The organism is Asticcacaulis sp., from assembly GCF_035497195.1.
In the GTDB taxonomy this organism is placed as follows: Bacteria; Pseudomonadota; Alphaproteobacteria; order Caulobacterales; family Caulobacteraceae; genus Asticcacaulis.
On sequence record NZ_DATJDZ010000014.1, the window covers coordinates 413682 to 436930 of the forward strand.

27 protein-coding genes and 1 tRNA gene are annotated in these 23249 nt (G+C 59.4%); 10 read left to right on the plus strand and 18 right to left on the minus strand.

All coding sequences use genetic code 11. The annotated features are described in order from the left end of the window. Positions 1–24: 24 nt before the first annotated feature. Positions 25–939, minus strand: a complete 915-nt coding sequence (locus tag VL130_RS06025) for an EamA family transporter (RefSeq protein WP_325361837.1) — start codon at positions 937–939, stop codon at positions 25–27. Positions 940–969: 30 nt separating this feature from the next. Next, positions 970–2808 carry a glutamine--fructose-6-phosphate transaminase (isomerizing) gene (gene glmS, locus VL130_RS06030; RefSeq protein WP_325361838.1) on the minus strand — a complete coding sequence of 613 codons (1839 nt, stop codon included), beginning with the start codon at positions 2806–2808 and terminating at the stop codon, positions 970–972. A gap of 274 nt (positions 2809–3082) precedes the next feature. On the opposite strand from glmS, the gene glmM reads away from it, so the two are divergent. Further along, positions 3083–4708, plus strand: coding sequence for a phosphoglucosamine mutase (glmM, locus tag VL130_RS06035; protein ID WP_325361839.1), 1626 nt, complete (start codon positions 3083–3085; stop codon positions 4706–4708). A 32-nt stretch (positions 4709–4740) separates the two neighbouring features. Here the strand turns inward: glmM and VL130_RS06040 are convergent, their stop codons facing one another. Both VL130_RS06040 and fsa read right to left on the minus strand, forming a co-directional pair. Next, complete coding sequence (locus VL130_RS06040; RefSeq protein WP_325361840.1) at positions 4741–5916, minus strand: DUF1624 domain-containing protein; 1176 nt, start codon at positions 5914–5916, stop codon at positions 4741–4743. A gap of 117 nt (positions 5917–6033) precedes the next feature. Further along, positions 6034–6687 carry a fructose-6-phosphate aldolase gene (fsa, locus tag VL130_RS06045; RefSeq protein WP_325361841.1) on the minus strand — a complete coding sequence of 218 codons (654 nt, stop codon included), beginning with the start codon at positions 6685–6687 and terminating at the stop codon, positions 6034–6036. Between the two features lie 110 nt (positions 6688–6797). Here fsa and rimO point away from each other — a divergent pair, with 110 nt between their 5' ends. Continuing rightward, the gene (rimO, locus tag VL130_RS06050) at positions 6798–8222 is read left to right on the plus strand and encodes a 30S ribosomal protein S12 methylthiotransferase RimO (protein ID WP_414636223.1); all 1425 of its coding nucleotides are present in this window, start codon (positions 6798–6800) and stop codon (positions 8220–8222) included. 33 nt (positions 8223–8255) lie between these two features. Here the strand turns inward: rimO and VL130_RS06055 are convergent, their stop codons facing one another. Then, the gene (locus VL130_RS06055; RefSeq protein WP_325361842.1) at positions 8256–8774 is read right to left on the minus strand and encodes a hypothetical protein; all 519 of its coding nucleotides are present in this window, start codon (positions 8772–8774) and stop codon (positions 8256–8258) included. A 274-nt stretch (positions 8775–9048) separates the two neighbouring features. On the opposite strand from VL130_RS06055, the gene VL130_RS06060 reads away from it, so the two are divergent. Both VL130_RS06060 and VL130_RS06065 read left to right on the plus strand, forming a co-directional pair. Then, positions 9049–10014, plus strand: coding sequence for an alpha/beta hydrolase (locus VL130_RS06060; protein ID WP_325361843.1), 966 nt, complete (start codon positions 9049–9051; stop codon positions 10012–10014). A gap of 36 nt (positions 10015–10050) precedes the next feature. Continuing rightward, the gene (locus tag VL130_RS06065) at positions 10051–10470 is read left to right on the plus strand and encodes an Hsp20 family protein (RefSeq protein WP_325361844.1); all 420 of its coding nucleotides are present in this window, start codon (positions 10051–10053) and stop codon (positions 10468–10470) included. 126 nt (positions 10471–10596) lie between these two features. Here the strand turns inward: VL130_RS06065 and ptsN are convergent, their stop codons facing one another. The 11 genes from ptsN to VL130_RS06120 all read right to left on the minus strand — a co-directional run bounded on the left by ptsN (position 10597) and on the right by VL130_RS06120 (position 18523). Then, positions 10597–11061 carry a PTS IIA-like nitrogen regulatory protein PtsN gene (ptsN, locus tag VL130_RS06070; protein ID WP_325361845.1) on the minus strand — a complete coding sequence of 155 codons (465 nt, stop codon included), beginning with the start codon at positions 11059–11061 and terminating at the stop codon, positions 10597–10599. Positions 11062–11231: 170 nt separating this feature from the next. Further along, positions 11232–11846 carry a ribosome hibernation-promoting factor, HPF/YfiA family gene (hpf, locus tag VL130_RS06075; protein ID WP_325361846.1) on the minus strand — a complete coding sequence of 205 codons (615 nt, stop codon included), beginning with the start codon at positions 11844–11846 and terminating at the stop codon, positions 11232–11234. 264 nt (positions 11847–12110) lie between these two features. After that, complete coding sequence (gene rpoN, locus VL130_RS06080; RefSeq protein WP_325361847.1) at positions 12111–13631, minus strand: RNA polymerase factor sigma-54; 1521 nt, start codon at positions 13629–13631, stop codon at positions 12111–12113. Positions 13632–13805: 174 nt separating this feature from the next. Beyond that, entirely contained in the window at positions 13806–14585 is a 780-nt protein-coding gene (gene lptB / locus VL130_RS06085; RefSeq protein ID WP_325361848.1) for an LPS export ABC transporter ATP-binding protein, read from the minus strand. Positions 14586–14590: 5 nt separating this feature from the next. After that, on the minus strand, positions 14591–15103 hold the full coding sequence (gene lptA, locus VL130_RS06090) for a lipopolysaccharide transport periplasmic protein LptA (RefSeq protein ID WP_325361849.1): 513 nt from the start codon (positions 15101–15103) through the stop codon (positions 14591–14593). A 39-nt stretch (positions 15104–15142) separates the two neighbouring features. Next, positions 15143–15841: an LPS export ABC transporter periplasmic protein LptC gene (lptC, locus tag VL130_RS06095; RefSeq protein ID WP_325361850.1), complete on the minus strand. Its 699-nt coding sequence runs from the start codon at positions 15839–15841 to the stop codon at positions 15143–15145. 37 nt (positions 15842–15878) lie between these two features. Beyond that, positions 15879–16499 (minus strand): ribonuclease D, encoded by a 621-nt coding sequence (locus VL130_RS06100; RefSeq protein WP_325361851.1) that lies wholly within the window; start codon positions 16497–16499, stop codon positions 15879–15881. A gap of 91 nt (positions 16500–16590) precedes the next feature. After that, the gene (locus tag VL130_RS06105; RefSeq protein WP_325361852.1) at positions 16591–17097 is read right to left on the minus strand and encodes a hypothetical protein; all 507 of its coding nucleotides are present in this window, start codon (positions 17095–17097) and stop codon (positions 16591–16593) included. Beyond that, positions 17094–17615 (minus strand): hypothetical protein, encoded by a 522-nt coding sequence (locus tag VL130_RS06110; protein WP_325361854.1) that lies wholly within the window; start codon positions 17613–17615, stop codon positions 17094–17096. The genes VL130_RS06105 and VL130_RS06110 overlap by 4 nt, the downstream gene beginning before the upstream one ends. 25 nt (positions 17616–17640) lie before the next feature. After that, on the minus strand, positions 17641–18303 hold the full coding sequence (locus VL130_RS06115) for a dienelactone hydrolase family protein (RefSeq protein WP_325361855.1): 663 nt from the start codon (positions 18301–18303) through the stop codon (positions 17641–17643). A gap of 76 nt (positions 18304–18379) precedes the next feature. Then, on the minus strand, positions 18380–18523 hold the full coding sequence (locus VL130_RS06120) for a hypothetical protein (RefSeq protein ID WP_325361856.1): 144 nt from the start codon (positions 18521–18523) through the stop codon (positions 18380–18382). Positions 18524–18715: 192 nt separating this feature from the next. Between VL130_RS06120 and VL130_RS06125 the strand changes: the two genes are divergently transcribed. Genes VL130_RS06125 through VL130_RS06140 form a run of 4 tightly spaced genes read left to right on the plus strand, consistent with a single transcriptional unit; the run spans position 18716 to position 20276 of the window. Then, on the plus strand, positions 18716–19039 hold the full coding sequence (locus VL130_RS06125; RefSeq protein ID WP_325361857.1) for a metalloregulator ArsR/SmtB family transcription factor: 324 nt from the start codon (positions 18716–18718) through the stop codon (positions 19037–19039). Continuing rightward, entirely contained in the window at positions 19036–19467 is a 432-nt protein-coding gene (locus tag VL130_RS06130; RefSeq protein ID WP_325361858.1) for an SRPBCC domain-containing protein, read from the plus strand. The genes VL130_RS06125 and VL130_RS06130 overlap by 4 nt, the downstream gene beginning before the upstream one ends. 17 nt (positions 19468–19484) lie before the next feature. Then, a complete protein-coding gene (locus tag VL130_RS06135) occupies positions 19485–19877 on the plus strand; it encodes a VOC family protein (protein ID WP_325361859.1) in 393 nt (130 codons plus the stop codon). 6 nt (positions 19878–19883) lie between these two features. Beyond that, entirely contained in the window at positions 19884–20276 is a 393-nt protein-coding gene (locus tag VL130_RS06140; RefSeq protein WP_325361860.1) for a DUF1801 domain-containing protein, read from the plus strand. 216 nt (positions 20277–20492) lie between these two features. Here the strand turns inward: VL130_RS06140 and VL130_RS06145 are convergent. Continuing rightward, a tRNA-Ala gene (locus VL130_RS06145) sits at positions 20493–20568 on the minus strand. Between the two features lie 160 nt (positions 20569–20728). Beyond that, entirely contained in the window at positions 20729–21220 is a 492-nt protein-coding gene (locus tag VL130_RS06150) for a TIGR02300 family protein (RefSeq protein WP_325361861.1), read from the minus strand. Positions 21221–21346: 126 nt separating this feature from the next. On the opposite strand from VL130_RS06150, the gene VL130_RS06155 reads away from it, so the two are divergent. Both VL130_RS06155 and VL130_RS06160 read left to right on the plus strand, forming a co-directional pair. Next, a complete protein-coding gene (locus VL130_RS06155) occupies positions 21347–22624 on the plus strand; it encodes a 3-phosphoshikimate 1-carboxyvinyltransferase (protein ID WP_414636225.1) in 1278 nt (425 codons plus the stop codon). Beyond that, entirely contained in the window at positions 22621–23235 is a 615-nt protein-coding gene (locus tag VL130_RS06160) for a d(CMP) kinase (RefSeq protein ID WP_325361862.1), read from the plus strand. The genes VL130_RS06155 and VL130_RS06160 overlap by 4 nt, the downstream gene beginning before the upstream one ends. The last annotated feature ends 14 nt before the right edge of the window (positions 23236–23249 follow it).

A 23249-nucleotide genomic window follows, 5' to 3' on the forward strand; every position in this document is an offset into this window, starting at 1 on the left:
GCCGAATACGCAACCAAAAAGTTGCTATTCGATTTTGACCGCTTTTGGTTCGATCTTACGCAAGGTCAGCGAGATCACCGTTGCGAGGATCAGGGCCGTGCCCAGCCAGTCATAAAAGCCGAAACGTGTCCCCAGCCAGATCATGCCGATCACGGCCGCCGCCAATGGTTCTGAACAGGCCAGCAGGCTTGAGGTCTCGGCGCCGACGGTTTTCACCGCCGTCAGGTAGGCATAGAAGGGGATCAGGGTGCCGAAAACGATGACAAAGGCGAAGGCGCCGATCGCCGGTGTATCCCAGGCGCCCTCGACCGCCCAGGGCGCGTGAACGAGGCTGAGCGCCAGGCCGCCGATCAGCATCCCCCAACCGATAATGACCGGCGGCGAATAACGGCGCATCAGGCTCAGGGGCTGGATGGAATAGAAGGCCAGAGCCACGGCTGAGGCTAATCCCCAGACCAGCGCCATTTTCGAGATCGACAGGCTGCTCAGTCTGCCATGCGTCACCATAAAAAAGGTGCCGGTAACCGCCATGCCGACACACAGAAATTCAAACGGAGTCGGCCAGCGCTTTTTTTGCAAGGCGAACCAGCCGACGATCAGCACCGGGCCGGTATACTGGATCACGGTCGCCGTGGCGGCGTTCGAGGCATTGATGGCGGCGAAATAGGTATATTGTACGGCCAGCATACCGAACAGACCGAAAACCATCATACGCAGGGCGTCCCGCCGGTCCGTCCAGATGGCGAACAGATCGCGGGGCGTGCGCAGGGCGACAAAGCCGAGCATCAGCCCACCGGCTGCCAGCATGCGCACCGCCACCAGCCATTCGGTATTGACGCCACGATGCGCGAACAGGAACTGGCCGAAAGTGCCCGACACGCCCCACAGCATGGCGGACATGAAGGCCAGTCCGCAGCCTTTCAGATAGTCGGGTTTCATGATGCGCGCCTTTATAAACGGCGCGCAGTCCTATTCCACCGTTACCGACTTGGCAAGATTGCGCGGCTGATCGACATCAGTGCCCTTATGGACGGCGGTATGGTAGGCCAGAAGCTGGATTGGCACCGAATAGACGAGGGCGGCGATGAAGGGATCGCAGTCCGGCGCCTTGATGATCTTCAGCGATTTGGCGGCATCGCCCGAAAGGGTCGGCACCTTGCCGGGCGCATTGGTGATCATGATCACCCGACCACCACGCGCCGCGACCTCCTGCACATTGGAGGCGGTTTTCTCGAACAGCTCGTCATCGGGGGCGATAACCACCACCGGCGTGTTTTCATCGATCAGGGCGATCGGGCCGTGCTTCAGTTCGCCGGCGGCATAGCCCTCGGCGTGAATATAGCTGATTTCCTTGAGCTTTAATGCGCCTTCGAGCGCCAGCGGATAGGTTTCGCCGCGGCCGAGATAGATGACGTCACGCGCCTTGGACAGTTCGTAGGCCGTGCGGGCGATGTCGCTGTCCATGCCGAGGGCTTCGGCGATCAGGCCGGGGGCTTCCAGCAGGGTCTGGACCAGGCGGGCTTCCTCGGCAGCGCCGATGCGGCCGCGCTGGGCAGCGGCGCAGACGACGAGCGACAGCAGCGCCGAAAGCTGGGCGGTGAAGGCCTTGGTGGAGGCGACACCGATTTCCGGACCGGCATGGGTGGGCCACAGAAGATCAGCCTCGCGCGCCATGGTCGACGAATGGACATTGACCAAGGCGGCGGTCATCAGGCCCTGATCCTTGCACCAGCGCAGGGCGGCCAGGGTATCGGCGGTCTCGCCCGATTGCGACACAGCCACCGCCAAGGTGCCCGGCGTCAGGGCCGGGGTGCGGTAGCGGAATTCCGAGGCGACCTCGACATCGACCGGCAATCCGGCCAGTTTTTCAAAAGCGTAGCGGGCAATCGAGCCGGCATAATAGGCGGTGCCGCAGGCGATGATCTGTATGCGGACGATTTTTGAAAAATCGACACCGGCCTTGATATCGGCGCGCACGGCCTGGGCCACCGGATCGAGATAGGCCGAGAGCGTGCGCTGGCAGCTTTCCGGTTGCTCATGGACTTCCTTTTCCATGAAGTGACGATAGGAACCCTTTTCGACCAGCGCCGCCGACGCCGAAACCGTCACCACCGGGCGATTGACCAGGAAGCCGCCGGCATCGCGCACTTCGGCCGAATCCTTATGCAGGATCACCCAGTCGCCTTCTTCGAGATAGGTGACGCGCTGGGTGAAGGGGCCAACCGCCAGGGCGTCCGAGCCGAGATACATCTCACCCTCGCCCCAGCCAATGACCAGAGGCGAACCCCTGCGGGCGCCGAGCAGGGTGTCATTTTCGCCCTTCACCAAAATCGCCAGGGCATAGGCGCCGTGAAGCTGATCGAGCACCGATTTGAAGGCGTCCTTGACCTTAAGTCCGGATTGCAGGGCGCCATCGAGCAGGTGGGCGATGACCTCGGTATCGGTATCGGATTCAAACACCTGCCCCTGCGCTTTCAGGGCGGCCTTCAGTTCGGCATAGTTCTCGATGATGCCGTTATGGACGAGGGTGACCTTGCCATAGGTGTGCGGATGGGCATTGGCGACGGTCGGCGCGCCATGGGTGGCCCAGCGCGTGTGGCCGATGCCGGTGACGCCGGCGATCGGGTCTTCGGCAATGACCGCTTCCAGATTGCGGATCTTGCCGGCGGCGCGGCGGCGCTGGACGCCATCGGCGGTCTGCACGGCGATGCCCGCAGAGTCATAGCCGCGATATTCGAGGCGGCGTAAGCTTTCCAACAGGCGCGGGGCTGCGGGTTCATTGCCGATAATACCGATGATGCCGCACATGAGAACCGTACCTTTTCGCCGTTCGCGCTAAATTGCGATTTTCAAATAGCACATTGAAAATTATATTGCTATAAATTGGTGTTACAAAAAATGGCACCTGAATGCCCGTATTTGCCATAAACAGGTCATTAACTCATTACACTCGAACTTTGCACACCAAATGACGCGAATTTTACAATTTGCGGCGTGGACACAAATTAATAATGCAATAAATTAATTGCAAATTATTTGTTGCAAGCTTATGAGCGTTAGGTCGTGTGTAAGGAAGCCTGATATGAGCGAGAACAAGTGGGAAAAACTGCAAGCCGCGGTCAATGCCTCAGGCATTTCGATCAAGGACGTGGCCGAAGCCGCCTCCATCGCCCAGAGCAGTATTTTCCGCGCCATGAATGGCTCCACCAAGGCGCCGCGCCCGGAAACGGTCGACAAGCTCGAAGCCGCCTTCATCTCGCTGCTCACGCAAAAGATCGCCGATTACCGTCAGGCCATGTCGCTTTACGGCTATAACCCTATCCGCAACCGTAACGAAGAGATGGCCACCCATATGTCCGCCATGACCCAGACCCGCAAATATTTCGGCACCGACGGCATCCGCGGTCAGGCCAATACCTTCCCGATGACCGCCGAGGTCGCTTACCGGGTCGGCATGGCCGCCGGCAAGATGTTCATGTCGGAAACTGACCGCCGCCACCTGGTGGTCATCGGCAAGGATACCCGCCTGTCGGGCTATATGATCGAACCGGCCCTGGTGGCCGGCTTCACCTCGGTAGGGATGGATGTGCGCCTGTTCGGCCCCCTGCCAACGCCGGGCGTAGCCATGATGACCCGTTCGATGCGGGCCGATCTCGGCGTCATGATCTCGGCCTCGCATAACGCCTTCGCTGATAACGGCATCAAGCTGTTTGGCCCCGATGGCTACAAGCTCTCCGATGAGGTCGAACTGGCTATCGAAGCCCGCATGGACGGCAATATCCTCTCCGGCGTGGCCGATCCCGCCAAGCTCGGTCGCGTGGCTCGCGTCGATGACGCCCAATGGCGCTATGTCGAAATCGCCAAGGCCACCTTCCCGCGTCACCTGACGCTCAATGGCCTGCGCATCGTGCTTGATTGCGCCAATGGCGCCGCCTACAAGGTGGCCCCGCTGGCGCTTTATGAACTGGGCGCCGAGGTTTTCCCGATCGGCGTCACGCCCGACGGCCTCAATATCAATGAGAAATGCGGCTCGACCCAGCCGGCGGCGATGGCGCAGAAGGTCAAGGAACTTCGCGCCGATATCGGCATCGCGCTCGATGGTGACGCCGACCGCATGATCATCTGCGACGAAAATGGCGTCATCGTCGATGGCGATCAGATCATGGCCATTATCGCCGGTAACTGGGGCAAGAAAGGCCTGTTGAAAGGCGGCGGCCTCGTCGCCACGGTGATGTCGAATCTCGGCCTTGAGCGCTTCATGGAAAAGCAGGGCCTCAAGCTGGAACGCGCCAAGGTCGGCGACCGCTACGTCATGGAAAAGATGCGCGAAGGCGGCTTTAATCTCGGTGGCGAGCAATCCGGTCACGTCATCCTGCATGATCACGCCACCACCGGCGACGGCCTGATGGCGGCCCTGCAGGTTCTGGCTGTGCTGGTCGAGCAGCAAAAGCCGATGAGCGAACTGGGCAAGCAGTTCGATACGGTGCCGCAACTGCTGAAGAACATAAAATATTCCGGCACCAATCCGACGGAGCGCGAAGACGTCAAGCAGGCGATCCGCGCCGGTGAGGAAACCCTGAAAGGCACCGGCCGGGTGCTGGTCCGGCCTTCCGGCACCGAACCGCTGATTCGCGTCATGGCCGAGGGCGATGATGCCGATCAGGTCAAGTCTGTGGTCAATTCCATTATCGAGGCCATTAAAGGGTAAAGCCGCAGGGACAAGTCCCTGCGCCCATTCGATTAAAGATAACTCAGCCACCATTGACGGTTTTTCAGCCGGTATCGGGCGTACATCCGCGAGATTGGATAAAGCAGGCACAAGATCGCCAGCCAGACGCCATAGGTCGCCAACAGGCCGATTCCCCAACCGTCCTGCGCCAGTTGCCCCGGATTACCAAGAAAGTTGGTGAAATGCGCCGGTGGTATGCCCTGCGCCATGCCGAGCAATATCGCCCCGACATGCACGATATAGATATGGAGCAGATAGGTAAGGAAGGGTGTCTGGCCAAAGGCCAGCAGCGGCGATTGCAAAAAGCGCGGCAGGTGCGTCAGGGTCAGGGCCAGGCAAAAAGCGAGGCCCAGGGTCACCAGCGTATAGTCGAGCGAGGGTGGATATTTCGCCACATTGAGCATATCCAGCACCATCAGGCCGGGATTTTTCTGCCATTCCCAGGCGTTCGGATCGCCGTACAGATTCGACAGGCGCAGAATGAAAAACAACCCCAGAAAGCCGGCTGCCAGCAGGGTGATCGCCCGTCGCCGCGCCAGTTCCTCCATGCGGAAGACCGGCCCCAGGCCATAGCCCAGGCACAGGATACCGAACCATGGGATGACCGGATAGACGACCATGCCGGGTAATATGCTTAGGCCCCCCGGCTCCATAGCCAACCGCCAGATGATCTGGTCCGTGCCCTGCAAGGTTTCCGCCCTTATGCCGCCCAGCAGGCCATGCCCGGCGATCAACACGATACCGATGATCAGCACCGACCGCCCAGGCAGCCAGTGCAGCACCGACATCAGGATCATCCCCACGCCGAGGGCGAAGATGATTTGCAGGAAAAAGTACGGATATTCGAAATTGAAGCCGAAGCTGATCAGCGTCACTTCGAGTGCGACCAGCCACAGTCCACGCGTCAGCAGGTAACCGGACAGCCGCCACGCCGTCTTGCCACGCGCCTGCTGCAAAAAGATCGAGACTCCGGCCAGAAAAACAAAGGTCGGGGCGCACAGGTGAGTGATCCAGCGGGTAAAGAAGAAAACCGGCGTTGTCTTTGCAAGATCGAGCGGATCGAAAGCCAGCGCATCCTTGTTGAAATAGTCGCGGGTATGATCCAGCACCATAAGGATAATGACCAGGCCGCGCAGCAGGTCGATGATTTCCAGCCGGCGGGGCGCTTCGAACTCTGTCTCGGACATCTACATTCCCCCAAATGATAGATAACACTGTATCGCAAAGGCCGGACTTGGCAAGCGGACGCAAAAAGGCCCCCGTCGTTGCCGGCGGGGGCCTTTTAAATTGAAGCTTTTACAGCCTTAGAGGATCGACTGGCCCGTTTTTGCCCAGTCTGCCAGGAAGGTTTCCAGACCCTTGTCGGTCAGCGGATGCTTGAACATGTCGCGGAAGGTTTGCGGCGGCAGGGTGGCGCAATCGGCGCCGGCCAGGGCGGCCTCGGCGACATGGCCGGGGTGGCGCAGGCTCGCCGCCAGGATCTCGGTGTCGAACTCATAATTGTCATAGAGGGTGCGAATGTTATGGATCAGTTCCATGCCGTCAGCGCCGACATCATCGAGACGGCCAACGAACGGCGACACGAAGGTGGCGCCGGCCTTGGCGGCCAGCAGGGCCTGCGACACCGAGAAGCAAAGCGTGACATTGGTCATCAGGCCCTGCGCCGAGAATTCCTTGGTGGCTTTCAGGCCGTCAATGGTCAGCGGCACCTTGATGACGACATTGGTGGCGATCTTGGCCAGCTTTTCGCCTTCCTTGATCATGGTGGCGGCGTCGGTGGCGGCGACCTCGGCCGAAATCGGGCCTTCGCAGATATCGCAGATTTCCTTGATGACCTCAAACATGTTGCGGCCGGACTTGGCGATGATGGTCGGGTTGGTGGTAACGCCGTCTATCAGGCCGGTTTCCATCAGTTCGGCAAGGACTTTCGTGTCGGCGGTGTCGGCAAAAAGCAGCATGAGATGTTCCTGTTACGGGCGCGGTTGAGGAATAAACTTTCAACGCGCGCGATAATTCTGTATGGGAGGCTTAATCCCCATTCCCCCCCGAAAAAGCAAGTTTTATCTGTATGAGTGACGCCGTTTTGAAATCGGAGGCCCAGCCCAAGGTCGGCTTTGTCTCTCTCGGCTGCCCCAAGGCGCTGGTCGATTCCGAGCGTATCCTGACGCGCCTCAAGGGCGAGGGTTACGACACCTCGGCCTCCTACGCCGGCGCCGACGTCATCGTGGTCAATACCTGCGGCTTCCTCGATTCCGCCAAGGAAGAAAGCCTGAACGCCATTGGCGAGGCCCTGGCGGAAAATGGCAAGGTCATCGTCACAGGCTGCATGGGCGGTGAAGAAGCGATGATCCGCGCCCGCTTCCCCAATGTGGCGGCTGTCACCGGGGCGCACCAGTATGACGCCGTGATGGATGCCGTGCATAATGTGGTGCCGCCGAAGCCTGATCCGTTTCGCCCGCTGGTGCCGGAAGATTCCGCCGGTGTGCGCCTGACGCCGAAGCACTATGCCTATCTCAAGATTTCCGAAGGCTGCGATCACCGCTGTTCCTTCTGCATCATTCCGTCTCTGCGTGGCGATCTCGCCTCTCGCCCGGTCGCTGACGTATTGCGCGAAGCCGAAATCCTCGCCAAGTCGGGCGTCAAGGAACTGCTGGTCGTCTCGCAGGACACCTCGGCCTACGGGCTTGATATCCGTTATGCTCAATCCGAATGGCGCGGCCAGAACTGGAACGCCTCGTTCGAGGACCTGTCACGCGGGCTTGGCGAACTCGGCATCTGGGTGCGGATGCACTATGTCTACCCCTATCCGCACGTCAATTCGGTCATTCCGTTGATGGCAGAAGGCAAGATCCTGCCCTATCTCGATATCCCCTTCCAGCACGCCTCGCCGAAAATCCTGAAGGCGATGAAGCGCCCCGGCAATCAGGAAAAGACGCTTGACCGCATCCTCTCCTGGCGCGAAATCTGCCCCGACCTGACCCTGCGCTCGACCTTCGTCGTCGGTTTCCCTGGCGAAACCGAGGCCGATTTCAACTTCTTGCTCGACTGGCTGGAAGCGGCGCAGATCGATCGCGTCGGCGCCTTCGCCTATGAAAACGTCGAGGGCGCGGCTGCCAAGCTGCTGCCGGATCATGTGCCCGAAGAGGTCAAGCAGGACCGCTTGGCGCGCTTCATGGCGGTCGCCTCGCGCATTTCGGCGCAAAAGCTGCAGGCGAAGGTGGGCCGTATCGAGGACTGTCTGGTCGATGACATCCGCAATGACGGCACGGCTATCGCCCGCACCAAGGGCGATGCGCCGGAGATCGATGGCCATATCTTCCTGAAAGGCTTTAATGGCCTGAAAGCCGGCGATCTGGTCAAGGCGAAAGTTACCAAGGCCGACGCCTACGACCTGTGGGGCGAACCCGAAGGCCTGATCAAGCTGAACCGTGTGCCTGGTCAGGTTTCGGGCGCCACCCCGCGCCGGATGCACAACCTGATCATGCGGCGCTAAAAGGCCGCCCGACTGGCGGACGGCCTGGCTTCGTCACTGCGCGGCAAACCGGCGCGTAAGCTTCATCCGGATTCGATCCGTCGCCACCTGTGATACCGGCCTGACGAAATCATGGCCGATATCCTGCCAGTCCAGGTCATCCATTTCGTAACCGAGGCGCGGCAGGATTTCGAGCGAGGTCACGAAGCATTGATGCCGGTAAGGCAGGAGCACCCCGCCGTGGGCAAGCTGGTGCGCCTTGGCATCATCGTAACTGGCGAACCAGTGATTGATCGAATCCTTGAGGCCGGGGGCGGCGAAAAATTCGGAAAAATCGAGACCTTCACGCGCCTGTTTGAGCGCCGTCCATGACGGAAAGCCGGCCTCCATAGCGACCACGGCCAGGGCGTGTTTGAGTTGCATCTGTTCAGGCCTGACCAGGCTCACCAGCCGGGCAAAGCGCTGCATGGCGGTGGCGTGGGCCAGTTCGTCATCTGATCGCATGGCTTTCAGCAACCGGGCGGCGTCACGTTTATAGGTGTCGATGGATTTGGAATCATGCGCATTCGGCATGGGAAATCTCCTTTGTACAAAGGCCTTTTCCCCAACCCGAAAAGCCACAAAAGAGCAGATTATGTATAGCAAGTCTCTTGCAACAGGATGACGCAAACGTCTTTCGCGGGGCCGAGCCGTCCTGCAGGCTCGACCGCTAGATAGTCGCAAATGCGGCGAAAAGCAAGCAAGAGGCGAAAGCGCTGTCAGGGCGTTTGCATTTTCTTCATGATTGAAGAGTGAAGTGGTGTTAAGGTTTAACGACAGCGTACCCAGAAAAATTCGGGCGGGCAGATTGATCAATCTCAAAGACAGGCTTCAGGACTTCACTCGCGCGCATGACGCCATGCCGGATCTTGGACCGTCGATTTCCGGCGTGCTGAAAAAATCTCCCATCTATCATGATCGCTGGTGGATGACCGATGACGGTCTGCGGATGTACGCCCGCGATTATCCCGCCGCTGCCGGCCGGGTGCGGTTGCCGGTTATCTGCCTGCATGGCCTGACACGCAATTCCAACGATTTTGAGGAGGTCGCGCCCTGGATCGCCGCGCTCGACCGCCGCGTCATCGTGCCGGATTTCCGCGGTCGCGGCCTGTCGGAAAACGATCCCGACGCCATGAACTATCACCTGTGGACCTACGCCAAGGACGTCCTTGACCTGTGTGACGCCTTAGGTATCGGGCAGGCGATTCTGATCGGCAATTCGATGGGCGGACTGGTGGCCATGGTGCTGTCCACCCTGCGGCCCAACCTGATCAAATCGGCCATACTGAATGATATCGGTCCTACGCTTGCCCCAAAGGGACAGGCGCGCATTTCGGCGCTTGCCGCCATGCAGCGCCGGGCCATGCGTAACTGGCAGGACGCCAGCGCCTTTATCGCCGAGCAATATCGGCTGGTTTTCCCTGACAATACCCCGGCGGACTGGCTGAAATTCGCCCGGCGGGTGTTTAAAAAGGGCCGCGATGGTAATTTGCACCTGGCATACGATCCGCGCATTACCGATGCTTTCAAGTCCCTGACGGTCGGTTCGGCGGCCTATGACCTGGCGCCCTGCTATGCCAGCCTGGCGCATGGCCGAAAGATTTTGCTCATTCGCGGCGTCCTGTCGGATGTGCTCGACGCCGCCGAGGCGAAGAAGATGGTGACATCAAAGGACGTGACGCGGGTCGACATCGATCGGGTCGGTCACGCGCCCCTGCTGACCGAACCGCAGGCGCGGATAGCGATCACCGACTTCCTTGAATCGCAAGGTTAGAGCGCCCATATCGTTTTTATAAACGTGAGGGTGCTGATGACGCGGACCGTGGTTTTTGACAGCCCGTATTTGCTGGGTTTTGACGATATGCGTTTGCTGATCGAGCGCATCGGTCGCAGCCATGACAATTATCCGCCCTATAATGTTGAATCCCTGAGTGCTGACCATATCCGCATCAGCATCGCCGTGGCGGGTTTCACCGTCGATCAGTTGCGTATCGAGGTGCGCGGCGCTCATCTGACCGTCTTCGCCGCCCGTGACCGTGCCGGAGAGCCGGTTGAGCGGGATTATCTGCATCGCGGCATTGGGCTTCGGGGATTCAACCGCGCCTTCGTGCTGAGCGAGGGGCTGGAAATTACCAAAGCCAGCCTGGCCTATGGCCTGCTGCATATCGACCTCATCCGGCCAAAGCCAAGCGATGAGGTCAGGATCATTCCGATTGAAGTGGTAGGGTAATAAATTTCAAATCTCTTCATGAGATTTGGCAAGGGCGACCGGATAACCGGCGTAACGTCCGCCTGAGCCTTTGCGAGGTATTTCTTACTAAGAAAGCTTAATCGTCATTTGCTGCGCAAATAACGATTAAGCGGCGTTTGTGTCCGCCATGTTGGTGAGGATGGCATAGAGCGCATCCGGCTTGTCGATCAGGCGCAACTGTTCACGCAGGTCTTTTTGGCGCAGCAGACGCGACACCTTGGCCAGGGCGCGCAGATGCTCGGTGCCGGCGCTTTCCGGCGCGAGCAAGGCGAAGATCAGGTCAACCGGCATATCGTCGATGGAATCGTAATCGACCGGGGCATCCAGGCGCACAAAGATGCCATGCATCCGATCAAGGCCGGGCAGGGCGGCGTGCGGCACCGCCACGCCCATGCCGACGCCTGTTGAACCAAGTTTTTCGCGTTCCAGCAAGGCCTGATGCACATCGGACGCTTCCAGACCCAACTGGCGCGCCGCCACGTCAGCTACCATTTGCAGGGCCTGACGCTTGGAATTGACACTGACATTGCCGAGAATGGCGTGCCGGTCCAGCAGGGTGGTTAAAAACATAGCGTATCCGTTATCGTCATTGTGGCTTCCCCCTGAGGCCTGACCCATCGGGTCTCGTAAGCGGCGGGGGCGCGGCGCACGCCTCCATAGAGAAGCGGGTCCGGAAGGTCAACCCACTCATATGGGCAGGCCTTCCGGGCCGCATCTCGTCCGTCTGCCGGATAGCTGGTTTACTGAGTGGTCACCTTGGCGCGGGTGCGTTCCGGATCGATCCAGCCGATATTGCCGTCCGGCCGGCGATAGATAACCGACAGGCCGCCATGTGCCGCGTTACGGAACATGATCGCCGGATAGTTGGACAGCTCCATTTCGGCCACGGCGGTCGAGACCGTCATGGTGCGCAAGGCAGTTTCGGTTTCGGCGATGATCATCGAATGCGGCGGTGAGGTGTGATCCATGCCGTCATCCAGATCACTGTCGCTGTCATCCTCGCCGTCATAGGCGCGCAGCACAGTCACGTTCGCCGTCTCTTCCTTGACCGGCGTACCATTGTGATGCTGCTTGAGCCGGCGTTTATAGCGGCGGACCCGCTTTTCCATATTGTCGAGCGTACCGTCAAAGGCCGAGTGGGCGTCACCGCCGAAGGCGTGGGATACGAGCGTCTGTCCTGACGCCAGGCGTATCCAGCAATCCGCCTTGAAAAGGTAGCCCTGTTTCGAGATGGTGACTTCGGCGTCACCCCCGCGCTCGAAGTATTTTGAAATACCCTGAGCCAACTGAGTCTCGATGCGCTCACGCAGAGCGTCACCGACTTCAACCTGTTTTCCACTGACTTGAATTTGCATAGCGATATGTCGCTCCGTTCTTAAACAACAAAGAACTACACCGCCGGCCAAGGACGTGTCCTGGAGGTGCCGGCGGCCATGATGTCCTGTTGGACAGGAGAAGCTTACGCCTCTCTGTGGGGTTTGGAAGTCAAGAAAATGTGTATAGGCTGCGGCATAAAACCACCCCCGTTCACCTTGATTATTATAGATTATTTACAAGTGTGGGAGTCATTATGCCGCTCGCCGATACGCCTGATGCGCGACTTTATAGGCGGCCTCGTGTCAGCGTATCTGGCGCTTGCGTTCGACACTCGACGGGATGCGCAGGGCTTCCCTGTATTTGGCGACCGTCCGGCGGGCGATATCGACGCCGGCTTCTTTCAGGATTTCGACGATGCGGTCATCCGAGAGAATTTCGCCGGAGGTCTTTTCCCCGTCGATCAGGGTCTTGATCTTGTAACGCACCGCTTCGGCCGAATGCGCCGAGGTGCCGTCGTTCGAGGCGATGGAGGAGGTGAAGAAGAACTTCAGCTCGAAGACCCCACGTGGCGTGGCGACGTATTTGTTGGAGGTGACGCGCGAAATGGTCGATTCGTGCATCCCCACGGCGTCGGCCACGGTTTTCAGGTTGAGCGGCCGCAGATATTCGACGCCATAAACGAAGAAGGCATCCTGCTGGCGGACGATTTCCGCCGACACTTTCAGGATGGTGCGGGCGCGCTGATCGAGGCTCTTGATCAGCCAGTTAGCTTGACTAAGGCATTCATTCAGATAGGATTTTTCGGAGTCCGAGCGCGCAGAGGTCGCCACCTTGGCGTGATATTTCTGATCGACCAGCACACGCGGCAGGGTGTCGGAATTGAGATCGATGCGCCAGCCGCCATTGGCGTCCGGGCGCACAAAGACATCGGGCACCACGGTCTGCGACGGTTCGGCGCCGTAGGCCGACCCAGGGCGCGGATTGAGCGATTTCAGCTCGGTGATCATCTCGCTAAGGTCTTCCTCATCGACGCCGCACACCTTGCGCAGGGCCGAGAGATCGCGGCGGGCCAGCAGTTCGAGATTGTCGATCAGCGCCTGCATGGCCGGATCGAAGCGGTTGCGCTCGACCAGTTGCAGCTTCAGACATTCTGGTACGCTTTGCGCCATGATGCCGGTCGGCTCGAAGCCCTGGCAGGCGGTCAGCACCTTCTCCACCAGCTCAAGCTCACAGCCGAGGCGATCGGCGATTTCGGCCAGCGGCACCCGCATATAGCCGGCTTCGTCAACGCCATCTATCAGGACCTGGGCGATGGCCATTTCCGGCGCGCTGAAATGCGCGATCAGGGCCTGGTCGGTCAGGTGTTCGGTAAGGGTTTTTTCGCGCGTCAGGGCGCGTTCCATGTCTTCGTCGCCATCGAAGCCGCCGCCCTTGCCCGCCTTGGACCAGTCGACCATCGGGCCTTCGTTCGAGTCGGAAACCACTGAGTCGCGCTCGCGCACCACCGGCGCGTCGTCGCCATAAACGTCGGATGTCGAGGCGTCCATTTCGCTGTTGGCGGCCATGGCGTCGCGGTCGCCGAGTTCGAGTTCGCGGGAGTCGCCGGCCTCGATGGCCGGGCCGTCGGAATCGCTCGATTCGTTGGCTTCACCGACCGGATCAGCCTCATCGCGCTGCAACAGCGGATTGCGCTCCAGCTCGGTTTCGATGACCGCCTCAAGCTCAAGATTCGACAGTTGCAGCAGCTTGATCGCCTGCTGCAACTGAGGGGTGATAACCAGCCCCTGACCCTGCTTGAGTTCTAACCTTTGACCGAGCGCCATTACCGACCTTTAGAAGCTTTCCCTCATACTGAGCGAAAATCGTCTATATTTCTTTAGCCTCCGGCAATTTTTGCTGGAGCCATGCGAAAATCATTCGCCATTCTGCGTTAACAAGTGCTGTCGAATGGTTAATAGCGGCGGTAATCGGTAAATTATGCCTAATGATTCCGTGAATTAATTGAAGGATTCGCCGAGATAGACGCGCTTCACTTCCGGATCGTGGGTGATCTCGTCCGCTGTGCCCTCAAACAGAACCTCGCCGGAATGGATGATCGAGGCGCGATCGACCAGATCGAGCGTTTCACGGACATTGTGGTCGGTGATCAGGATACCGATGCCGCGGCTTTTCAGGTACATCACCACTTCGCGGATATCGGAAATCGCCAGCGGATCGATACCGGCGAAGGGTTCATCGAGCAGCATGAAGGATGGCTTGCCGGCCAGGGCGCGGGCGATTTCGACCCGGCGGCGCTCACCGCCCGAAAGCGCGGTGGCTGGCGAATGGCGGATATGGGTGATGCGCAGTTCTTCGAGCAGACGGTTGACGTCCTCGCGGACCTTGGCCGGGTCTTTCTCGTTCAGTTCGAGAACGGCGAGGATATTCTGCTCCACCGACATGCCGCGAAAGATCGACGCTTCCTGCGGCAGGTAGCCCAGTCCCATGCGGGCGCGCTGGTACATCGGCTGATAGGTGATGTCCTGGCCATCGAGCTTGATCGTGCCGTAATCGGCTTCGATCAGGCCGGTAATCATGTAGAAACAGGTGGTCTTGCCGGCGCCGTTCGGCCCCAGAAGCCCGACGACCTCGCCGCGCCCCAGCTTGAGGCTGACGCTCTTGACGACGGCGCGCTCCTTGTAGGTCTTGCCAATCCCTTCGACAACGATGCCTTCATTACCGGCATTTGACGCCGCTTCGGTGCTAGCAGCGGGATTAACGTCTTCTAAAACTTGCATAAGGCTTATTTCTTATCCGGATAGATGATCGCCTTGACGCGGCCGGTGCCGGCGTCGAACGTGGTCGTCTTCTGCGTCAGGTCATAAACCAGGCGCGTGCCGGTGGTGACGTTCTGGTTTTGCGTCAGGATCACATCACCGGTCAGCACCATATCGTCGGTCGCCTTGGTGTAGACGGCCTGTTCGCCCTTCATGGTGCTTTCCGGCGTGACGTAATAGACATTGCCGCTGGCGACAATGGAGACGACCTCACCGAAGCCCTTGCCGTTCGGTCCGGCCTGGCGGGTGATGACCACCTTGTCGGCACGCAGGCGGGCGTCATCCTGCATTACCTCGACCCGGCCGGTAATGGTTTGTGTGTGGGCCAGTTCGTCCATGTGCATGGAGTCGCCGCCAACCATGACGGGGCCGCCCTGGCCCGACACCTGAGCCTGCGCAACGCCGAAGCCTGCCAGTCCGCAAACCGCCGCAGCCATCCCGGCCGCGATCAGCGCCGTCACAACCGTCTGCCTTTTCATACCGTCTTTATCCTTTTGAGAAGCGGTCCGCTTGAAGTGTCATTGCTCGTTTATCGTCGCCCAGGCCTTGGTATCGCCGCGTCCCTTGACGTCAAGTGAGCGGCCATTGTCGGACACCAGGAAGGATTCCCCCACTATATGCCCCGCCGAACCGTTTCCTTCAACGTGTTTGTCACCGGAGACGGTGGATTTGTCGAGGTCCACCACCGCCAGTTCGGTCCGGAGCACGAAATCCGATCCGCCCGCCGCGATCACCACATGACCTGTCAGGGTGAACTTGTTGGTGGTCTGGTCAAAGACGCCATTGGCCGCCGAAACCCTGGTCGGGCTTTCGGTGTCGGTGCTCTTGAATTCCATATTGGGCGACTTGAGCGAGATCGTCGTGGCGTTCATGCCCTTGCGCACCGCTTCCAGGCCGCTGATCGTATAGCGGTCGCCGTTGCTGCCCTGGCCGAAATAGCGCGGATTGGTGTAGCGGATTTCGTTCAGGTTGCCGCTGTAGACATTCATCGAATTGATGATGGTCTGGGCGGCGATCCAGCCCAGGTTGAACAGGCCGAGCGCGATGATCAGACCCGGCAGCAGCCGGCGCAGCAGATGGATCAGACGCGAACGCCGGCGCACCGCCGCCACCTGCTGTGCCAGGCGGACGCGACGGTCGGCGGCTTCAGCCTCTATGTCGATCGGGGCCGCGATGCCCAGAGGCTGCAACGGCGCGTTAAGCTCGGTCAGGGTCATTCGGCACCTTGCCAGAAACGGCTAAATTGAAGGGCGCTTAGGCCCAGCTATGGGCGAAGATATCGCAATCTTCCCAGCCTGCCAAATCGAGTTTGACGCGGTGCGGTAAAAATTCCATTGCGGCCTTGGCCAACTGATCGCGGCCTTCACGGGCAAGCATGAGATCGAGCTTTTCCTTGAGCGCGTGCAGATGCAGCACATCGGACGCCGCATAGGCCAGTTGCTCGGCCGAAAGCGTGGCCTGGCCCCAATCGGAACTTTGCTGCGCCTTGGACAGATCGACGCTCAGCAGTTCGCGGGTCAGATCCTTCAGGCCGTGGCGATCGGTATAGGTGCGCGCCAGTTTCGAGGCGATCTTGGTGCAGTAGACCGGCGCGGTGGTGACGCCGAGGTGCAGTTCGAACATGCCGATATCGAAACGGCCAAAGTGGAACAGCTTGAGCACGGCCGGATCGGTCAGCAGGCGCTTGAGGTTCGGACAGTTGTAATCGGGTCGGCTCATGCGCACGACATGGGCGTGGCCGTCGCCGGCGGAGAGTTGCACCACGCACAACGGATCGCGGCGGAATCGCAGGCCCATGGTCTCGGAATCAATGGCGACGGACGATCCCAGATCGAGTCCGTCGGGCAGGTCGCCTTCGTGGTAAAATACGGTCAAAACACTTGCCTTCTCTTTGGGCACGGTTAACGGCGGCCCTTTCGGGGTTTGGCCTAATCCCAAAAGCCGAAAAGGTCAATTGCGGTCGGGTTTAAAGCTTCGCGCGTTGCGCCATCAGCACGGCCAGCCAGTTCGTGCCGATCAGCCGCAGGCATATTCTCTTGAGCGAGCCTGCGCCCACAATCAACACCAAACCCACCGCAAGATCGAAAACGGTTATGGCGACAATGGCATCCAAAGAATAGAAATAACCAGGGCCGGTCATATGGGCGATGGCAATGGCGACCATACAGCCGCCGATCAACATCAGACCCAGAGATTGCCAACGGGCATAACCTGAAATCGCCTCGTTTGCTCCCGCAGGAATGAAGTGCCGTGATAGGCTTTCGGCGCGGAACCATATCCATAGCCAGACGGCGTAAAGGCTGGAAAAGAAGACAGTCTCGAAAATGGTCATCGCAAGGCTGTCCGTACTGCGTTGCGTCAGCACGTACCACAGCCCATGAGCGCTGAATGCCAGTCTATAGGGCAGGGCCAGGAACAGCATATAGGCCGACAACATCTGCAGGCCCAGTTTGGCGAAGGTGGCGGGAGTCATTCTTCATCTGCCTCGATGATTGGCTTATTTCCCCAGGCGCGCAACGCATTCAATCCGCGAACAAGCGTTTGCGGCAACAGGAGCAGCACCAGGGCAAACAGCAGATATATGAGTCCGCCCTTAATCGTCGAGGCGGCACTCTCGTCGTAAGAAAAACCGTCCACGGCCATGGCCTTGAGAAGCTGGGCGAAGACCTGACAGGTCATGAAAAGAGCAAATAACCCGACCGCTAAAAAGACAAGTGCCTGCCAGTGTTCGTAGGACATGTCTGCTTCCAGCTTTTCTGGAAACGGCTTACTGACATGACGCGCAATCCAGCTTGCGCCGGTCCACAAGCCCGCTGCCGCCAAAACGTATAGACTGGTAATAATCACACTGGCGCCTGCATAGGCGATTCCGCCGCCTTGTCCGAGCAAAAACGTCCCCACGGCCTGAACCGTCATGCTCAAGCCATAGGTCACCAGCAAATAAACAGCGAAAAGCCGGCTGGCGACAAAGGCCACGATACGTGCATTCATTGAAAATCCCCCCTTTTTTGGCAGTCTACAGTTTCGCGCGCAAAAAGGCCATCATCCGGGTCCAGGCCTGTTCGGCGGCTTCGGGCACGTAGACTTCCGGGCGAGTCTTGTTGAAGAAGGCGTGGTCGGCATCATAGCTGTAGACTTCCGGCGGATTACCGGCCCTGGTCATCGAGGCCTCGATATCGGCGACCACGGCGGGCGTTACCCAGTCGTCTGTCTTGCCGAAATGGCCCTGGAATGGGATACTGATATCGGCCGGATCGGCGAATGCCTTCGGTGGTACGCCGTAGAAACAGACCGCTGCCTTGAAGCCTTCGAGACGCGCCGCCGCGCCGATAGTCAGGGCGCCGCCCATGCAAAAGCCCATGATAGCGACCGACGGATTGATGCTTTTCAGATAGTCGAACGCCGCGGCGATATCCTGATGGACCGCGCCAGGGAAATCGAGACCGTCCATCATGTGACTGGCCTCGTCGGCATCCTTGGTGATGCGGCCATGATAGAGATCGGGCGCCAGGGCGTTGAAGCCTTCGAACTCGAAGCGGTCGACGATCGATTTGATATGGTCGTTCAGGCCCCACCATTCCTGGATAACGATGACGCAAGGCCGGCTCTTGTCGATATCGGAGAGATAAGCGTCGAGGTGGCCGCCATCGGGGCGATTGAGGGTGATCATGCGGCCCATCGGCTGGCTCCTTGCTGCGTTCAGGGGAATTTCTTACACCCGATTTGCCGCGATTGGGAAGCCTTATGCGTCCGGCTTACCGGGACAGCGGTTGGCGCTGTGTATCCGTATTGACCCGGTTGCGCGGCGTCGCCATAGCCGAAACGAAGGCGGCGGCGCATTGCGACGGGGCGCAGGAGCGGGCGGCAGAAATCCAGTTTACGGCGGCGACCTTTTGCATGATGCGAATCCTCGGATGGATCTGTGCCCATCCTTTAACTATGAACCTGTCTCCTGTTTATAACGGATAATTGTCAAGATTCGATGATGAAGACCTGAATCGAGCGTTAACCTTGCCGGGCCATTTTTGTCTTGACTTATTCATAGCTCGATAGCTATATGTAAATTCATAGCCAAATGGGTATGAATTGCAATGCCGACCGCACAAGATGTCCTTTTCAAAACGCTCGCCGACCCGACACGGCGCGCTCTTTTCGAGCGGTTGTGCCGCGAAGGCGAGAAGACGGTCGGCGCCCTGACCGCCCACGCCGGTGTGTCGCAGCCGGTCGTCTCGAAGCATCTAGCCATGCTGAAGCAGGCGGGTCTGGTGCGCGACCGCCCCGATGGCCGACAGACCCATTACAGCGCCCAGCTCGATGCTCTTGCGCCGCTAATCGACTGGACCCGCCAGATGAACACCTTCTGGCAGGGCCGGTTTGACGATCTCGAAAACCTGCTGAAACGGATGGACCAATGACCGACGCTGAAACCGAAACCCGCTCGGTGGTTGTCGAGCGGGACATGCCCTTTCCGCCGGAAAGGCTATGGCGGGCGCTGACCCAGCCGCATCTGATGGAGGAGTGGCTGATGAAGAATGACTTCAAGCCGCAGGTGGGTCATCGTTTCAATTTGCGCGGCGAATGGGGCGGCGTGCTCGACTGCACGGTTCTGGCCATAGAGCCGAACAAAACCCTGTCCTACACCTGGGACTATGCCCACGACGACGCGGCCTTCAACCTGAAAAGCGTGGTGACATTTACGCTCACCCCGACGGCCACGGGCACCCATCTGCGCGTGGAGCAGGCGGGCTTCCGGCCGAACCAGAAACAGGCCTTTGGCGGCGCCCGTCTCGGCTGGCAAAACTTCCTGGTGAACCTGGAGCAGGTCACGGGCCGGATAGACTGATAAAAGAGGAAATGACCATGAAAATCAAACTGACCACCCTTTATGTGAACAACCAGGACAAGGCCTTGCGCTTCTATACCGAGGTATTGGGCCTGGCGAAAAAGGCCGATTTCAGCAATGGCGGATTCCGCTGGCTGACCGTGACCTCGCCTGAAGAGCCGGACGGCGCCGAGCTGCAACTGGCGCTCGACGATAATCCGGCGGGCAAGGCCTATCAGCAGGCCATTTTCCAGCAAGGCCAGCCGGCAGTCATGTTCTTCACTGACGATATCAAGGCCGACCATGAACGCATCGTGGCGAATGGCGGTGAATTCAAAATGCCACCGACCGATGTCACCGGCTCGACCATCGCTCAACTGACTGACGGCTGCGGCAACCTGGTCCAGCTTACGCAGCTGGCGCGCTGGTGAGACCCTATGAACGCCACCGAACAGATTGACCAGTTGATTGCTGGCCTCACGGACTGGCGCGGCCAGACCCTCACTCATGTCCGCAAGATTATCCTTGAGGCCGATGACGGGATTATCGAGGAATGGAAGTGGATGGGCAGTCCGGTATGGTCCCGTGATGGCATGATCGCGGTCGGCAACGCCCATAAGGACAAGGTGAAGCTGACCTTCTCCCACGGGGCGAGCCTCGAAGATCCCGACAAGCTGTTCAACAACGGCTTCAATGGCAAGGTGTGGCGCGCGATCGATATCACCGAAGCTGACCGGATCGAAGAAGCGGCTTTGAAAGCGCTTGTCCGCGCCGCTATTGCTTACAACCAGAGCAAGGTCAGTAAAAAAGCGCCTGCGGATCGTCGCTGACGCGGCTAAGGTTTGATTTTGAATTGGAAAAGCCTGCGTCCTTTAGGGACGCGGGCTTTATTGGCGGAGCTTGGCGGAGTGATGCGCCGCGCTTTACGCGGCTTACCCCTTCGGGGCGCCTTCGGCGTCGCTCGCCCTTTCGGGTCTCGCCGAACCGCGCGGTTCGACCTATGCCTGATCAATAAAAAAGCCATCCGCAAGGGATGGCTATTTTAATGGTGGAGCTTAGCGGAGTCGAACCGCTGACCTCTTGCATGCCATGCAAGCGCTCTACCAGCTGAGCTAAAGCCCCATCTTTAGATGGCATCGACCGGGTTGCCCCGTCCGAGGCGGCGACTTCTAGTTCAGGGTTCGCGGCGACGCAAGCCCTTTCGCAAACTTTTTTGAACTTTTTCACAGGCCTGTGGCGGCAAAAGAAAAGAGCCGCCGGAACAAACCGGCGGCTCTTTAATTTAGTGGTCGTCTTCGTCTTTGCCGGGAAGGCCTTCGATCTCTTCGTCGAAGTCAGCGTCTTCGTCGTCTTCGAGGAAGGGCACGTCATCGGCGTCGTCATCATCGACCAGTTCCGGGTCTTCGATATCCATATCGACACTATCGGGCGTGCCGACACGGGCCGGATCTGCCGGATCGAGGTCTTCGTCCTCATCGATAAGCAGCGGATCGTCGGCCACCACTTCGTCGATTTCCGGGGTGACGATTTCGGGTTCTTCGTCCTCATCTTCCTCCGCGGCGGCCTTTGCCTTGGCCAGGTCTTCGGTTTCCTCGTCTGTATCTTCGTAATCGGCAGGCGCGGTGCGGACACGCGAACGGCGCGTGCGGACGACTTCTTCCTGGTCGAATTCGGTGTCACAGCGCGGGCAGTGCGCGGGGTGTTTGTTAAGGTCGTAGAACTTTGCCGTACAATTGGGGCAAATTTGTTTGGTACCTAAGGCAGGATCAGCCACGAGACGTCCTTCTTTCAGTCTTTAGAAAAAATCTATTGCGTCGGCCCCCTTGCCACTAGATAAGCCTGCTGTCAAAGCCCCTTTTTGGCGCGCCGTTCATTTTTTCGTATAAACCGAGACTTTCCCGTGGCCAGTCCGACAAATGCCGCCAATCTGAATGCCGTAAAGCTTCTGCCTCCCAAAGCCAGACTTGCCGGCCAGATCGCCCTGCCAGGATCAAAATCCATCACCAACCGGGTGCTGCTGATCGCAGCGTTGGCGAAAGGGCGGAGCCATATCAGCGGCGCGCTCAAGAGCGACGACACGACCTATATGGCGCGCGCACTGCGCCAGCTAGGCGTGATGGTCGAAGATGCCGGCGACACGGATTTCGTGGTCGACAGCACCGGCACATTGACGCCTTCGCAGGAACCGCTGTTCCTTGGTAATGCCGGCACGGCGGTGCGTTTCCTGACGGCGGCGGCGGCCAATATCAACGGCACGACCGTCCTGACCGGTGACGCGCATATGCAGAAGCGCCCGATCGCGCCACTGGTGGACGCGCTCAACGCGGCCGGGGTGACGGCCACGGCGCCCACCGGCTGTCCGCCGGTGACGGTGACCAGCGAGGGCGGTTTCGCCAACCGCTCGGTCGATGTCGATGCCAGCCTGTCCAGCCAGTATGTCTCGGCCTTGATGATGGCGGGCACAAAGGGGGATGCGCCGTTCTCCTTGAGGGTAAAAGACGGCGATATCGGCGCGCGCGGCTATATCGACATTACGCTGGAATGTATGCGCGCCTTTGACGCCGGCATCACGCAGACCGGTCCCTTAAGCTGGGACATTGCCAATACGCCTTATTCCGCGCGCGACTATCAGGTGGAGCCGGACGCCAGCGCCGCCACCTATGTCTGGGGCATTAATGCGCTGCTGGGCACGCACATCGATATCGGCATTGCGCCGGAAGCCATGATGCAGCCGGACGCCAAGGCCTATGACTATATAAAGTCGTTCCCCAACCTGCCGGCCGAGATCGACGGCAGCCAGATGCAGGACGCCATCCCGACCATCGCGGTTCTGGCGGCGTTCAATAATTATCCGGTCCGTTTTGTCGGCATCGCCAATCTGCGTGTCAAGGAATGCGACCGTATCAATGCCGTGGCCACCGAACTCAATCGCATCCAGCCCGGCCTGGCGGAAGAAATCGGCGACGATCTCCTGGTGACGCCCGATCGCAGCCTGATCGGCAAGCGCGTTGAGGCCGACATCCATACCTATCATGACCACCGCATCGCTATGGCTTTCGCGCAGGCGGCTCTCGTGATTGACGGCATCCATATCCTCGATCCCGGCTGCACGGCCAAGACCTATCCGGGTTACTGGCGCGACTTGGCAAGCGTGGGTGTCGAGATGTCGTTCGAATGACTAATCCCCTCCTGATCGCCTTTGATGGCCCCGCCGCATCCGGCAAGGGTACGCTCGCCTCGGTGATTGCCGCCGATTACGGCCTGCCATTTCTCGATACCGGCTTGCTCTATCGCGCTGCTGGCCATCTCGCGCATATTCGTAATATCGACCCCGCTCAGGCCGCCGCGCTGATCGATGCCGAGACCCTGGCGGATGATGTTCTGCGTGGCCGTGAAGCCGGCGAGCGCGCCTCCCAGGTCGCCGCCATTCCGGAGGTCCGTGCGGCCCTGTTCAAATACCAGCAGGATTTCGCCAACCAGCCCTCCGGCGCCGTGCTCGATGGACGCGATATCGGCACCGTCATAGCGCCCCATGCGACGGTCAAACTCTTCGTCACCGCCGCGCCGGAAATCCGCGCCCACAGGCGGTGGCTGCAACTGGTGAAGCTCGATCCGGCCCTTACCGAGACTGAGGTTTTGCATGATATTCGCATCCGCGACACGCGTGATTCGTCGCGGTCAAGCGCGCCATTGGAAAAAGCGGTGGATGCGCTCTTGCTAGATACCTCAGACTTGAGTATAGACACCGCCATCGCAACTGCGCGATCCCTTGTGAAAAGCCGTCTGTGACACTCTTAAGAGCG